Consider the following 15,228-nt stretch of genomic DNA (forward strand, 5'->3'; position numbering starts at 1 on the left):
GTGTTTTTTGTGCCAATCATAATTGTTTGTACCAATCATGAAAACGAGTCAGTTAAGCATCCATATGCTTAATGATCGCTTTACCAAACTCAGACGTACTAAGCAAAATCGCATCTGGCATGAGACGCTCAAAGTCATAAGTCACTGTTTTATTGGCAATAGCACCTTGGATGCCATTAATAATAAGATCAGCCGCTTCGGTCCAACCCATATCACGTAGCATCATCTCAGCAGATAAAATTAATGACCCTGGGTTTACTTTATTCTGACCTGCATACTTTGGTGCAGTACCATGTGTCGCTTCATAGACAGCAATCGCGCCACCTTTGTTAGCACCTGGTGCAATACCAATACCGCCCACTTCTGCCGCTAACGCATCAGAGATGTAGTCACCGTTTAGGTTCAAAGTCGCGACCACCGAATAATCAGCCGGACGCATCAGAATTTGCTGCAAGAACGCATCAGCGATCACGTCTTTGATGATGATATCATTACCCGTTTTTGGGTTTTTCATCGTCATCCAAGGGCCGCCATCTAACAACTCTGCCCCGAAACGCTCTGCGGCAATCTCATAACCCCAATCTTTAAATGCCCCTTCGGTAAACTTCATGATATTACCTTTGTGTACCAAGGTTACATTTGGCAGATCATTATCGATGGCGTGCTGAATGGCTTTACGCACCAAACGCTGTGACCCTTCCTTTGATACAGGCTTGATGCCGATACCGCAGTCATCAGAAAAACGAATCTCGGTGACACCCATCTCTTCTTTTAAAAAGTTAATGATTTTTTTGGCATCATCGCTGCCGGCTTTCCACTCAATACCTGAATAGATATCTTCTGTGTTTTCGCGGAAGATAACCATGTTTGTCAATTCAGGATGGTGAACAGGGCTTGGCACACCTTCGAACCAGCGTACTGGACGCTGACAGACATACAGGTCAAGCTCTTGACGTATCGCAACGTTTAGGGAACGAAAACCGCCGCCAACTGGCGTGGTCAATGGGCCTTTGATGCTGATAACGTAGTCTTTTAAAATCTCTAGCGTCTCATTTGGCAGGTATTCACCATCATACACTTTGGCCGCTTTTTCGCCCAAATAAGCTTCCATCCAAACGATGGATTTTTTACCATGATAGGCTTTATCCACTGCCGCATCGACCACTTTTATCATGACAGGCGTGATGTCCACACCGATACCATCACCTTCAATAAATGGGATAATAGGATGATTAGGCACATTTAACGACAAATCAGCGTTTACGGTAACCTTTTCTCCGTCTCTTGGTACGATAACCTTATCATAAGACATGGATAAAACTCCTTGGTTGTATGTTAGGTATCGCAAGCGCACTTACTACTTTGTTATGCTAGCCATTCTATTATAATTGTGACGTTCTAGACACTTGTTAGCTAAGCAAACGAGGAGGAGCACCGCACTTGCGGTATGGTGGTGAAAATGCCGAGCACTATCTTAGCCAGTGTACTAGAATAAAGGGTTTAGCAAAAATATTCTGGCACATAGCCACTATTTAAGTATCATCAATATAAATACCGCTATTATAGCATGGATTTTGAACACCTCTAAGTCCATACCAGTAGCATACTATTGGTTTTGTAGTAGATTGATTACACATCACGATCATTCATTTATGATTTACGTTTAGGAAATACCATTTTATGTCGCCCTCTAGTCTCGTTTTATTTAATAAACCTTATGGGGTACAAAGTCAGTTTCGCGATGATAGCAACAATGACCACACCACCCTTTCACAGTATTTTACGGATAAATCGTTGCGAGTGGCTGGTAGACTTGATGCCACCTCAGAAGGCTTGTTGATTTTGACGAGTGATGGCAGAGTCAATAAAGCCATTACCCATCCGCCAAAAGCCAATGCTGGGCGTAAACAAGGCAAGACTTACTTAGTGCAAATCGAAGGCATCCCTACTACTGAGCAACTCAGCCAGCTTAGACGTGGTGTTATTCTCAAAGACGGTAAGACCCTGCCTGCCGATATCGAACACGTCAGTGAAGACGAGCTACCAATGCCACTCTGGCAACGTGACCCGCCTATTCGTGAGCGTAAAAGTGTGCCGGACTCGTGGCTGATGCTCACTATTTATGAAGGTAAAAACCGTCAAGTAAGACGCATGACTGCTCATGTCGGACTACCTTGTTTACGCTTAATACGCTGGTCTGTAGCAGGGTTTGAATTGGGTGGTTTGGCGGTGGGCGAGTTTGTGTGCATTCATTTAAATAGCACGCACTATCAGCAATTAGGCATTATCGATTAGCACAAATTTATTCTAGCAACATTGTATTCAATTTACATAGTGGATTGACTATATAAAGCCTACGACTTGTTAAACATAGCGTCTCGAATGGGTAAGATTTATCTGCTAAAATTCAGCACATCATTGGTTATGTAGAGTAGGTCTGACTCACTTATCATTTTATTCAATTTTTTATAGTAGGAATATGTCATGATTGCTTCTCATCGTTTTGTCTTGTTGGCTACGAGCATTTCTTCTGCACTTCTATTAAGTGCCTGTCAACCAGCAACCAAGGATGAACAATCTGCTTCTGTAGAAGAAATAACGCCGCCAGTGACGGAAATGTCCCATGCTCAACACGAAAGCATGACTGATGATGCAATAGTAGAAAGTGAAAGCGTCAACGATGAGACACAAATGACTGACATGCTTAAAGACTACACAAAATCGATGACTCAAATGCATGATGAGATGATGATCGGTATGGGTTATAACGACCCTGATACCGCTTTTGCTAAAGGCATGCTGGGACACCATCGCGGTGCAGTAGATATGGCGGAGATTCAGTTAAAGTATGGCACTGATGATGCCATGCGGCAACTCGCTCAAGACATTATCGACAATCAGCAGGTCGAAATTGATACTTTAAATAAATGGCTCGCGAGCCACCCTGATGCCGCTAAACCTAAACCCAATACCGAAGCAATGCAGCAGGCATATGCGAGGAGCATGGATGCATTGCACGGTGACATGGTAATGGGAATCGCCGACCCTGTGCCTGACGTGGCATTTGCACGTGGTATGTTACCGCATCATATTGGCGCCGTAGAGATGGCAAAAATACAGCTCAAATATGGTACTGACGAGGAAATGCGTCAATTGGCACAAGCCATCATCGACACCCAGCAGACTGAGATTGAACTGATGGAGAATTGGCTTACTGCCCTTGAGACTAATGAAAACATGCCTTCAACCTAATAACGTTCCATGACATTAAGCCAAGTCTCCCAGCTTGCTTTTACCTGTAAACGATGATCATCGCCCTCTGAAGGTACACTACTTGTTTTTAAATGTAGGCTTACTTTATGAGGGAATACCGTTTCCATACTTGCATTGAGACCGGTAATGCCTTGCTGTGCCTCAATAGTGGCTTGAGGCCGCACATGGACAGACATTAGCTCATCACGGCGAAAGAAATAACATTCAACGTCGCGCTCTGCATTACTGAGCGATACCAGTTGCTTGTTATCAGCCTTGATACCATCAATTGCAATAATGACATCATGCGCCGAGAGTCCAGCTTTGGCAGCAACGCTATCACGTTGTACCCGATTGATCTTAAGTCCAGTGGGCATTTCGACACACCGTATGCCCCAAGGAACGTGCTTATCAGCCGTCTCTGTGGTATTGGTACGAATCTTGACGCCATTTTCTGCTAACAGCGCTTCAATAGGCAACTCTTCAACGCCATTGACATAACGACGCTCAAAATCTTCCCATTCCGCCAGCGGCATGAACTGACCAATCACTACGCCCATATCAGCAACACTGATACCAATGCGTTTATTATCATTTTGTTTGGCTTGAGTATAAAACGCTTTAACCACATCAAACAAACGATAGCGACCTGCGCTCTTTTGCAGCAAGGTCAAATCCAAACACAACGCCACCAATGCGCCTTTATTATAGTAGCTGATCCCCGCGTTGCCCGTATTTTCGTCACTGCGATACAATTTAATCCACGCATCAAAGCTAGACTCGGCGACGCTTTGGTGCGCGCGCCCTGAGGTTTGATAGTAACGGTTGATTTGTTCAGCCAGCAGTTTAAGATAGCTTGCCTTGTCAATCACATTCGATGCTTGCAACATAAAATCATCGATATAAGAGGTAAAACCTTCAAATACCCATAGCAACGGCGTGTATGCTTCACGGCGCAAATCCGCGTCTAGCATGACATCTGGACGCACGGTTTTGACCCACCATGAGTGAAAATACTCATGGCTGCACAGTCCCAAAAATCGCTGATAGTCGGCACTTGGTAGCTTTGGCTCATCGAAACTTGGCAAGTCACGACGCGGCGTGATCAGACTGGTCGAATTGATGTGTTCAAGACCGCCGTAATCCTGACCACTGGCAAACGTCATAAAAGTATAATCACTAAATGGCGCGTCACCCAACCAATCTAGATAGCTCTGGCAAATCTGTGTCATATCTTGCTGTAATCTGCCCATATTGGCATTGTGCTTACCTGAGAGGTAAAATTTATGCGCTAGGGTTTGATGCGTACTATCATGAACAATAAAATCAAAGCTGTCTTGTTCTGCAATTTCAAAAGGATAATCAATCAAGTCGTGATAACTGTCTGCCTGTAGTCCGTAGCTATGCTGCCCATCAAGACGTAGATGCGTCGCCTCTAAACCACATGCCAAAAGTACAAGATTATCATCCTTGCCTGCCAAAAATGCTGCTGGCACAACCAAATTTACTTTTACTGGTGTTTTTTCTTGCCCATCGACTGCCAACGCCAAAGAGGTAAAATTCCCATACAAACGCTGCTGATCGACATAAGCGGTACGCACTGATAAATCATAACAATAGACTTCATACGCTACGTTTACTGTCTGCCCTAGCTTTGATTGCGGTAACTGCCACGTATTTTTATCTACTTTTTGGGCTCGATAAGTCTCAGACGGTTTATCACCCTCCGTTATTTGATAATGTACCGCTGTAATATTTCGAGCAAACTCACGCATCAAATAACTGCCCGGTATCCACGCTGGCAACCAAAGCTGAGGCGCATCTGTCGCTGCCGTAAAGGTGAGCGATACATCAACCAAATGCTCAAAAAAACGCTCAAAATCGAATCGATAGCTGATATCAGCCTCTATTTCGATATTTGCATTTGCATTGTTATTGGTATTAAAGCTACTGGCATTCGTTGACTGAGTATTGGAAGTTGAAGTCATGTCTTTTTTATCCTTATTTTTACCTTTATGGTAGAAGCACTGATTCAAAAACGCAACGGACAAACCGTGAATACGTCATAATCATCACCAAAACACAGAAAATAGCGTTTATTTTAGTAAAATATGACATTTCTCGGCATTAAATAGCATTTTTTATTGTTTTTACCTTGAAAGTTATATGAGCCATCGCAATTAAAGAGGCTAACTGCTAAAGTTACTTGAATAAACTGATCATAATTGACTAATGACGCGCCTATTTGGCTTGCCAATTGGATTTTTTAGGTTTATTGCAACCGTATTTAATTTTTACATAGATATATATATTTAGGATAATTTATGACTACTATCGCAAAAGACACTGCCGTCACATTCAATTACACTCTAAAAGACGACGAAGGCAACATCCTTGACCAATCACCAGAAGGTCAACCTCTTGCTTATTTGCATGGCCATAGCAACATCATTCCAGGCCTTGAGCAACAGTTAGAAGGAAAATCTGCTGGCGAAAAAGTCAATGCCGTTGTTGAACCTGCTGACGGTTATGGCGAATATCAAGAGCAAGCGGTACAACATGTACCACGTGATAACTTCCAAGGCGTTGATGATATCCAACCTGGTATGCAGTTTCAGTCAGAAGCTGGCGGCCAAGTAATGCTAGTTACCGTTACTGATGTCAATGACAAAGAAGTGACTGTAGATGCAAACCATCCATTGGCTGGTAAGCGCCTAACATTTGATGTTGAAATTCAAGAAGTACGTGCGGCAACTGAAGATGAGCTAAACCATGGCCATGTACATGGCGCTGGTGGCGTTGAGCACTAATCTCTTTTAGAGAATGGTGAAAAAGGGTTAGGCAATAAGTTATTATTGATCTTATTGACAACTCTAAAAAGGTTGGTGGCTTTGGCTGCTGGCCTTTTTTTATGCTTGAGTGCCGTTGCAGACAGAGGCTACGAAAATTTATTCCAGTCCTGCTGGTTCTTTTTAAGGAAGACGAGTGCAAGTACTACGCATTGTAGACTTAGCAAGTTTGACACAGCCAAGCATATTTTGGGGTTAGTATGATTGATAGTTCTACCCAATAATAGCTGTCCCACAGACATAACAAAGCCTTATAACGACAAGCGTTATAAGGCTTTTATTACTAACCATCCATGTTAACGTTACACGATACTTAATCCCGGAGTATCTCATAACTGACAGGCTTCCAGCCTTATCATCCCTAATTAGCAAACCATCTATCCCTGATGCGACCTTTAAGATACCAATCCCTAGTATCAATGAACCGTTTCGTTCAATCGTGCCGCACAGTTATAATCGCAGATTGAGCGAGGGTTGGTAAGAGGTCTGAACGTCAATCCATGTAAGCATATGCTTACATGGATTCTGTTGGAATTTGCACTGTTCAGTTTTTCTATATAGTGAGTTCAATATAAAAACAAGTCAGCGGGACTGGAATGCTTATCTTTAAACGAGAAGTTTCGTAGCCTCTGTTTACAAAGACGCAGCAAGCCAGAAAAATTTATACCAGTTCCGCGTTGCAATACAATGTATCTGTCTTATTTAGAGTCGACTATAGCTTTTCTTCGGGACTCAACAACACTTTGGGTTCAGCGCTCAGCATGAGATAAGCGGCTTCATTGATAAAGGCTTCATCTTCTGGTAACTCTGGGCGCTCAGCGGCTTTCATGCGACTACGCTCTTCAAATTTTGCATCCATTGCTGCTTGATACACATTCCAATTCGAATATGGGCGTTCACCAATGGCGATGAGACGTTTATTTTCAGCTTCTAATGAACGCTTTTCGATCAGCTGCATCTTAGCTCGGCGGCTATTGATATCTAGATTGATGGGTTTTTTCTCATCATCCATGTCACGGATGTCATTCAGGGCCGATAAATAAACAAACTGTGGGTTTTGCTCTTGGCGTATCTTGGACTGCTGATTAAGGGTCGCTAGTGTATCGTCAGTGAACTTGCCTTCAGGCTTGTAAGGTGACGTTCTGATAGTATCCCAAGGCAGGGCTTTTTTCTGCGCTCGCTCACCAAAGGTGGCATCATCGTAAATATTGACCAATTCAACGTCAGGTACAACCCCTTTGTTCTGTGTACTACCGCCAGTGACACGGTAGAACTTACGCTGAGTCAATGTGGCCGAACCGAGCGCCAAATTATCCAGCTGAATTTGCGCAGAGCCTTTGCCCGTTGTTGTGCTACCGACGACCAACCCACGACCATAATCTTGAATCGCGGCAGCAAAAATTTCACTGGCTGACGCAGAGGCTAAGTTGGTAATAACGGCCATTTTGCCATCATAAAGCTGCTCGCCGCCGTCATTATCACGGTAGACTTGAATATTGCCGCGATTGTCACGGATTTGCACCATTGGTCCACTCTTAATAAAGAAGCCAAGCATTTTGGCAACTTCATCTAGTGAACCACCGGGATTGTTACGCAGATCCACGACTAGCCCATCAATATTTTCTTTATTCAGTTCTTTTAATGCGTTTTCGGTATCGATGCTGACGCTACGGTACTCTTCCCCATTACGACGTGCTTGATAATTCAAATAAAAGCTTGGTATTTCAAGGACGCCAATGCGTTTTGGCGTTTTGTCGATATTAGGACGCTGTATTTCTACGACGCGATGGGTAACACCAGACTCTTCTTGCTGAATAATATCGCGTACCACTGTAACATTACGAGCGCTGGCATCTGGAGTATTGGGCTGACGTACTTTTATTGTCACTGATGTGCCACGTTTACCGCGAATCAGACTGACGATCTCACGCGTTGACCAGCCAACCACATCGATCATGTTCTCACCATCTTTGGCGATGCCAATAATCAGATCATTGGGCTTAATCTGACCAGACTTAGCCGCTGGCCCACCTTCTACCAAGGTGACAATACGAGTGTAATCAGGGTTTTTTCGGTCAGGACGAATAGAAACCCCAATGCCTTCTAATTGTAGACTGGATTGGATTTGCAATTCATTTGCTTGAACTGGCGCATAGTAATTGCTGTGCGGGTCATACGTCAGCATCGCTGTATTTAAGACAGTCTCCATGATCTCATCATTGGTGAGACGAGCAAACTGCTCTTGCTGACGTGACAGACGATTTTGTAAAATCTCACTTGGGGTACGCTGATCGTTACGAACCAAGTCCTGCCCGCGAGTAATGTCTGGATTGCTTAAAAATACTTTTTCTTTGGCCTTTTCATCTTCTTGACCCAACGTGATGCTCATTAACTGAAATTTCAGTTGCCGCGCCCAATAATCACGCTGCTCTTTTTTGGTTTTAAAATGACTGAGCTTTTCACGGTCAAGCACTATAGTGTCATTACCAGTCAAATCGATATCCGTTTTTAGCATTTTACTTGCAATGGCAAAATACTCGTTTGAGCGTTTGCGGTAGCGTTCAAACACCTCTACCCCCGCCGACAAATCGCCACGTTTGAGCCGAGCACCGAAATCATCGGCGTATTTTTTCTTAAATTCATCAACATCGGACTGCAAAAACAGCGTATGGTTGGGATCAAGGCTATCAATATACATCGATAAGATCTCACTACCCGTCTGACTGTCTAATGGCTGATTGAGATAGTGACTACGATCCAATAAAGCCGCAACTTGGCGAGTGGTGACTTTTTGTTCAGGGGTCTGGACAAAACCCTCTGTATTGGTATCTGCCACTGCTGTACCGTAGCTTTGGGTAAGAATAATACCAGCGATACCCACTGACGCTGCACTGAGTAACCACTGAGCTGGTTGTTTTTTCATCATATATACCTAGTTATTTTAAGTTAATAATATTATATGTTTGATCAACGTTAAAAATCATCGAATCACTTATTGCTCGTAAATACTATTTTTCATTCAAATCATTCTATATTTAGTATTGTCTATGTGGTCTTAGTTATCGTTCGTCTTCATTTAAGTCGTTTTGATTCAATCATGGTTTTTAATTGTCTTTACTGGCGGTCAATATATTATTAAAAATCAGTCAATAGTAGCATGGGGATAAATACAAAAATGTCTCAATCTGTATAAGCAATATTACACGCTACGCTGGCGCATACCAAACTTTCTGTCATATTTATTGTCACTGTTTTTCTTCTATTAACAGCCAATAACAGCCAAATTTTAATCGATGCCGCCATCAGATTATGCGACATTGATAATAACTGTCATAATAAAGCAATCATGATACGAGACAAAAAGATTACTTTTATGCGCTCTTGTTCATTCAATTTATAATACAACACAGCATAACACTATAAGGATTACGCTATGTACGGCGTTTTAATGATTGATATCGATAGTACCGCACTGACTGCTGAAGATGTGAGCTTGATCAAACAAGCCCAAATCGGTGGCGTGATATTGTTTGCGCGTAACGTCGCCGATGCTGCACAAGTGCGAGCATTGTGCGATGACATACGTTATCACAATCCTGATATATTGATTGGGGTTGATCAAGAGGGCGGCCGCGTTGCACGCTTGCGCGAGGGCTTTACTCCCTTACCCGCTATGGGTAGACTTGGCGACTTATTCAACCAAGATCCAAACCGAGCATTGAACTGCGCTTATGACTGTGGCTATTTGATGGCAACCGAAGTACTGGCGGTCGGTATTGATCTAAGCTTTGCGCCTGTGCTTGATAGAGACGGTGTTAGCCAAGTCATCGGCGATCGCAGCTTTCATCATGAGCCACAAGCCATTACTGCGCTAGCAACTCAGTTTATGCGCGGTATGAAAGCCGCAGGGATGGCGACTACTGGCAAACATTTCCCCGGTCATGGCGCTATTGCACCTGATTCGCATGTATCAGAAGCCATCGATACACGCAGCTTAGATGAGATCATCAATAGTGACATGCAGCCATTTGCCCAAACCCTGCCATGGCTAGATGCTCTCATGCCAGCGCATGTGATTTTTTCGCAAGTAGATAATAAGCCCGCAGGGTTTTCTAAAATCTGGCTAAAAGACATCATTCGTAAGCATCTTAAATTCGACGGCGTGCTTTTCTCTGATGACTTATCGATGGCAGGCGCAAAAATGGCAGGTGATGTCAGCGCTCGCGTAAAAGCTGCGATTGAGGCAGGTTGTGATATTGCACTGGTATGTAATGATCGCGTCGCGGCTCACGAAGCAGCGGAAGCAGCACAGGAGCTGCCTTATCCCAATCAAAATCGTATCAAGACCATGTGCGGTGATATTCCTGTATGGCAAGGCACTCTTGAGTCTACTTGCCAGCAGTTTGACTATTGGCAACAAGCAAAACAAAACATCACTCAGACTTTCTTTGATACTCAATCTTCAACTGAGACTGGCACTGAACCTACTCAGTCAATAGACCCTACCAATTATCAATAGTTATGTATCGAAAATAGTCAAAATCATGGCAATATTTACAGCCAATATTCATAAAATCTCGCACATGACTTATACTTTTGCCAAAATAAAAACCGCTTCTATATCAGAAGCGGTTTTTTACTAACTAATAAGTATCTGAAACTTAAGATGAACGATTAGTTCGCTGGGTCTAATGCAGTACCTTGCGTTGGATCATCACCATCTGGTAACAGGTCATCATTATTACCATCAAGCGGATTGAGATCTGGATCAAGTGCATTGTTATTACCTGAGGCATTATTACCGATAGTCATATCATCAGCAGCATTGACCGTGCCATCATTGACCATAAACTCAATACGGCGGTTAAGGAAACGACCTTGTTCTGTTGAGTTATCAGCGATAGGATCTGTTTCACCCATGCCTTTTGTAGACAATTTACTTGCGTCTATACCTTGCGACACTAAGTACGCTTTGACAGCTTCAGCACGTTCACGAGACAGCTCCATGTTGTAAGCATTGGATGCTTGCTGATCCGTATGACCGATAATCATCAAATTCAAATCTGGTACTTCAGCCATAATTTTAGCAGCTCGATCAAGAAAAGCTTTATTCACTTCAGGGATTTCAGCTTCGTCCAGCTCAAAATTAATCACTTGGATGCTTAAGGCACGAGCAACATCACGTGGATCTGGATTCTCTCCAAGGTTTGCGATAGCGACATCGGCTGCCGCTACACTGTCATCGATTTCACCTTGTAAATCTAGTGGACCTTCTGCTTGTACTGTCATCGCTGGTGCCGCTGCCTGTAAATCAGTCACTAACTGATCCAAAGCGGCCGCATCTGGCGCATTAACGGTAATGTTATCGCCTTTGATAATCATACTAGCGTTTGGTACGTTTTTAACGATAGGTAATATGGTTGCCAATTGCGCTGCTGCTGGCATGTCCACCGCAAAGCTATCATCTACATCTGCGCGACATTTATTGGCTTCTTCACCAAATGCACTGCTTAGGGCATTCATGAAGTTGGTCTGTAACGCCTCATTACCAACGTTTAAGCGACAGGCATACAATTCATTATTTTCACCCGTGGCGATACGGAGTGAGGCAGGCTCGACATCCGCTGCGACTGCTAATGGCTCATCACCATCTGCATTATTCGCTTGCTGTTCAGTCATAACTGGCGTCGCGACAGGTTCAGGATTTTCTTGGCAGCCTCGCAGCAGTGCCCAAGCCAAGGCCCCCAAAATAATCAAACCAATAATCGGTAGCAGCGCTTTCATGAAGCTGCCTTTCTCTTCTTCTTCACGTACTAGCGGCGCTGTGCTGACTGTGTCTGATATATGTTCCCCAGCAGAGGCAGCAGCAACCAAGCCAGCTGGTAAGACCGTACTTGCCCATACTGGAATATGATGTTGATAGCTGGCAAGATTGTCATTCAAAAACTGTGGTACTGGGGTAGTACCTGCCAAACTTTTGATTTCATGGAAAGCAAGCGGCGCTGCCATCGCAATTAGACCATGAGCCACTGTCGTGTCGGCATTATTTTTGCCTGCCAATTCACGAGCGATTTGATCTTGATGCGAGCTGTCTGTCCAAACGCGATCATAAAACCCTTGATCGTCACGGGCAATGTTTTCATTGGCAAAACGTCCGTAAGTCTCTTTATCAGCAAGGCGAGCAGCAAAAATAGCATAAAATTGCTCAAGTAGATTTTGCTTAGCCGGACTATGGTCGTCCCCTAATACGGCAGGACTGACGGTCCGTGTCAAATGCTTGATAATATCCATAATATAATTTCTCCATTCATATTTATTAATATAATTTGAGTACCAAAAAGTGCATCACAATATAAGATTCTGATATAAAAATGCCAAAATAAGATAGAGCCATGACAGCAAAAGCCGTCAAAAGCTATATTTAACCGTTATTATTATAAAATTATTAAGCGCTGATTCACAATCAGCACGTTGTTGTGCAAATGATATGTTAGGTAATGTTTCAGTGATGACACGTAACCAAAAGCGAGCTGAAGTACAAGTCACTAACATATCAACAACTTGCGATGACAGACACGCCCTACATCGATAGTTACTTACAGGCGCTAAAACAGCTATTGTCTCACTTGCGCTGGTTCTGCAACGAAGATGCTACTTGCCATCTCGTCTACTTCTGATTGTGAGATAGGACCTGAAGGTCTGGTCGGCGCACTATTTATAGATCCATTATTTGTCGGGGCATTGCTAGGGAAATTATCAGGAGCATTGCTAGCGTTATTGTTGAAACCACTGTTATTGGGCGCAGGTATGACACGATCACCCGTATTATCATCTGGCGCTTGGAACTCTGCGACCTCGCCGCCATTATAGTTATTGCCATACTCATTATTTGGGGTTATACCACCGTTCTCAAACTGCGGGTTCATGCCATTCATACTGGTCATATCACTTACCACATCGCCATTGTTAGGCAATGGTAGTGGCGCAGCGCTATCGATTGTCATGGCTGGCACCAAAGAGCGTATGTCCGTGACCAGTCGTTGCAGTAGCGAGTTATCTGGCGCTGCCAACGTGAGACGATCATTTTGCAAATGCAGACGTGCAAATGGTATCGATCTGAGCATGGTGAAAACATTAGGCAACACCTCTGCTGGCAGGTTAGCGATGGTATTAGCTACCTCTGCCTGTACGTTCAATTCACAACGACTTGCTTGCTCACCGAAGCTTGCATTCAGCGCCTGTTGCAAGGTGCCTTGCAGTGCTTCATCTCCGACAGTGGCGCTACAGCTAGACAGATTGCCACTGTTGTCTACGCCAACGATTAGCTCAACTGGCACCATTACTGTCGCTGGCGGTTCTGGTGCAGGCGCTACCACTACAGGTTCTGTTACCACAGGCTCTACAGGTGCAACGTTATTGGGTCGGATAAATATTGCCCAAGCAGCAAGCGCCATAGCGGCCAAAGCTACTATTAATAAAAATACTCGTACCAGTAGATCATTGCGTTGATTGCGGGTGCGGACTTTTTCGTGCTTCATGCTGTTATTTTCTGCCCAATGATGTGCTGATGGGTTGGCATGAATTGCATTGGTATTGGTATTTAGATGGGTATGAGGCAGAGAGGCATCGTGTAGAGAGGTATGGGGTTTTTCTAGATCAACACCTCCTACATAAGGCGCTGTGGATTCGGCTATTGTCCTTGTCTCTACAGCAGCCTCATAAATGCCGTCTAAAGACGTCTCATTTCTTGTTATGACATTAATCTCTGACGCGATGTTCGAAGCTGATTTGTCACTAAAGCTTTGGGCGGCGATAATCACGGGTGCTGCCCAGATTGGTAGATACTGACGCAGTGCGGTCTGCTCTACCTGTAAAAACGCTGGCAGAAATTGACCATTGGCCAATACTTTGAATTCATGATAAGCCAATGGCGCTGTGTTAATGAGCAACTGTGACGTGGCCCGCTCATCAATATGATGGGTGGCTGACAGCTCTTGGACAATAACCTGCTGCATACTTGGGTCTTGCCACAACTGTTCAAACAATGAGCTTTCTCTAACGCTATCAGCAACCATCATTTGATCGTCACGAATGAGTTGTGAATAAACCTGTGGCACTGCTAAACGCGCGACTAAAATTGCATAAAACTGCTCAAGTAGACTAACATAGGCCACATTATTTCTTTTGTCACCCAGTACCGCTGGCGTGACAGTTTTTTCTAATTGGTCGATAATACTCATAGCTGACTGCCTCTTTCGGCCTACCATTAATCTGTAAAAGAATGAATCTGTAAAAAAATGGACGGTTTATTGTATTTATATCTGCTGTATTTTAAGATACTTTTATGATCTGCCTATCATTATCATTATCATTAAGATACGAAGCATTACTCACATTTCTTGATACCCTGCTATATTATTCACTATAAAAGCATAAAATTGCATCGTTTTGTCATATATCAGGCTCAGCCTAAGGATTTTTTTTGTTTAACCATACGACCCTTATCATTATAATTACGGTTATTGTCAGCTTATTGGCATGGCAAAACAAGGCGTTATTCAATCGATTTATCTTTTATCCACCGGCGGTAAACAACGGCCAGTGGGATCGTTTTGTGACGCATGGTTTTATTCATGCTGATAGTATGCATCTGCTTTTTAATATGTTCACCTTATACTTTTTTGGTCGTGCTATTGAGGGCTTGTATCAGCCATTTTTATTCGGTTATGGTTTTGTGGTTTTTTATGTGTTGGCCATTATCATTGCAATGATTCCAAGCTATATTAAAAATAAAAATAATGCCAGCTACTTAAGCCTTGGGGCTTCAGGCGGTGTATCAGCTGTACTGTTTGCTTTTATTTTGCTCGCGCCGTGGGAAAAAATCTACTTATTTGCTATCATTCCTATCCCTGCGATATTATTTGCAGTCGCTTATGTTGCCTATAGTATTTATGCTGACAAACGTGGCGGCTCAAACATCAATCACATGGCTCACCTGTGGGGCGGTGGATTTGGCGTGATAGCCACGATTATTTTAGAGCCGCAAGTACTGCCACACTTCATCAATGCGCTATTGTCGCCTGGTTTTTAGAAAGTATCTCTACGATAGTTGGTTCACTTTAAAAAG

The 15,228-nt window shown here is 43.5% G+C and carries 10 protein-coding genes; 5 read left to right on the forward strand and 5 right to left on the reverse strand.

What is annotated here, in order from left to right; genetic code table 11:
• Positions 1–52: 52 nt before the first annotated feature.
• On the reverse strand, positions 53–1,312 hold the full coding sequence (icd, locus tag M917_RS08320) for an NADP-dependent isocitrate dehydrogenase (protein WP_021814361.1): 1,260 nt from the start codon (positions 1,310–1,312) through the stop codon (positions 53–55).
• A gap of 368 nt (positions 1,313–1,680) precedes the next feature.
• On the opposite strand from icd, the gene M917_RS08325 reads away from it, so the two are divergent.
• Both M917_RS08325 and copM read left to right on the forward strand, forming a co-directional pair.
• Positions 1,681–2,295, forward strand: a complete 615-nt coding sequence (locus tag M917_RS08325) for a pseudouridine synthase (RefSeq protein ID WP_021814362.1) — start codon at positions 1,681–1,683, stop codon at positions 2,293–2,295.
• Between the two features lie 189 nt (positions 2,296–2,484).
• Complete coding sequence (gene copM / locus M917_RS08330; RefSeq protein WP_021814363.1) at positions 2,485–3,252, forward strand: CopM family metallochaperone; 768 nt, start codon at positions 2,485–2,487, stop codon at positions 3,250–3,252.
• On the opposite strand, the gene M917_RS08335 is transcribed toward copM, so the two are convergent.
• On the reverse strand, positions 3,249–5,240 hold the full coding sequence (locus tag M917_RS08335) for a M61 family metallopeptidase (RefSeq protein WP_021814364.1): 1,992 nt from the start codon (positions 5,238–5,240) through the stop codon (positions 3,249–3,251). The genes copM and M917_RS08335 overlap by 4 nt on opposite strands.
• 336 nt (positions 5,241–5,576) lie before the next feature.
• On the opposite strand from M917_RS08335, the gene M917_RS08340 reads away from it, so the two are divergent.
• Entirely contained in the window at positions 5,577–6,062 is a 486-nt protein-coding gene (locus tag M917_RS08340) for an FKBP-type peptidyl-prolyl cis-trans isomerase (RefSeq protein ID WP_021814365.1), read from the forward strand.
• Positions 6,063–6,813: 751 nt separating this feature from the next.
• Here M917_RS08340 and M917_RS08345 read toward each other — a convergent pair.
• Entirely contained in the window at positions 6,814–9,024 is a 2,211-nt protein-coding gene (locus tag M917_RS08345) for a carboxy terminal-processing peptidase (protein WP_021814366.1), read from the reverse strand.
• A gap of 510 nt (positions 9,025–9,534) precedes the next feature.
• On the opposite strand from M917_RS08345, the gene nagZ reads away from it, so the two are divergent.
• Entirely contained in the window at positions 9,535–10,620 is a 1,086-nt protein-coding gene (gene nagZ, locus M917_RS08350) for a beta-N-acetylhexosaminidase (protein WP_021814368.1), read from the forward strand.
• Between the two features lie 155 nt (positions 10,621–10,775).
• On the opposite strand, the gene M917_RS08355 is transcribed toward nagZ, so the two are convergent.
• Together M917_RS08355 and M917_RS08360 are read right to left on the reverse strand one after the other, a co-directional pair.
• Positions 10,776–12,392: an OmpA family protein gene (locus tag M917_RS08355; protein ID WP_021814369.1), complete on the reverse strand. Its 1,617-nt coding sequence runs from the start codon at positions 12,390–12,392 to the stop codon at positions 10,776–10,778.
• Between the two features lie 323 nt (positions 12,393–12,715).
• Positions 12,716–14,341, reverse strand: coding sequence for a hypothetical protein (locus M917_RS08360; RefSeq protein WP_021814370.1), 1,626 nt, complete (start codon positions 14,339–14,341; stop codon positions 12,716–12,718).
• A gap of 242 nt (positions 14,342–14,583) precedes the next feature.
• Between M917_RS08360 and M917_RS08365 the strand changes: the two genes are divergently transcribed.
• Positions 14,584–15,192 carry a rhomboid family intramembrane serine protease gene (locus M917_RS08365; RefSeq protein ID WP_021814371.1) on the forward strand — a complete coding sequence of 203 codons (609 nt, stop codon included), beginning with the start codon at positions 14,584–14,586 and terminating at the stop codon, positions 15,190–15,192.
• Positions 15,193–15,228: the final 36 nt, after the last annotated feature.

This window comes from Psychrobacter aquaticus CMS 56, assembly GCF_000471625.1.
Taxonomy (GTDB): Bacteria; Pseudomonadota; Gammaproteobacteria; order Pseudomonadales; family Moraxellaceae; genus Psychrobacter; species Psychrobacter aquaticus.

Bases quoted from the DNA above. Each gene is read 5' to 3' on its own strand.
- icd (WP_021814361.1), bottom strand. From the start codon at position 1,312: ATGTCTTATGATAAGGTTATCGTACCAAGAGACGGAGAAAAGGTTACC.
- M917_RS08325 (WP_021814362.1), top strand. From the start codon at position 1,681: ATGTCGCCCTCTAGTCTCGTTTTATTTAATAAACCTTATGGGGTACAA.
- copM (WP_021814363.1), top strand. From the start codon at position 2,485: ATGATTGCTTCTCATCGTTTTGTCTTGTTGGCTACGAGCATTTCTTCT.
- M917_RS08335 (WP_021814364.1), bottom strand. From the start codon at position 5,240: ATGACTTCAACTTCCAATACTCAGTCAACGAATGCCAGTAGCTTTAAT.
- M917_RS08340 (WP_021814365.1), top strand. From the start codon at position 5,577: ATGACTACTATCGCAAAAGACACTGCCGTCACATTCAATTACACTCTA.
- M917_RS08345 (WP_021814366.1), bottom strand. From the start codon at position 9,024: ATGAAAAAACAACCAGCTCAGTGGTTACTCAGTGCAGCGTCAGTGGGT.
- nagZ (WP_021814368.1), top strand. From the start codon at position 9,535: ATGTACGGCGTTTTAATGATTGATATCGATAGTACCGCACTGACTGCT.
- M917_RS08355 (WP_021814369.1), bottom strand. From the start codon at position 12,392: ATGGATATTATCAAGCATTTGACACGGACCGTCAGTCCTGCCGTATTA.
- M917_RS08360 (WP_021814370.1), bottom strand. From the start codon at position 14,341: ATGAGTATTATCGACCAATTAGAAAAAACTGTCACGCCAGCGGTACTG.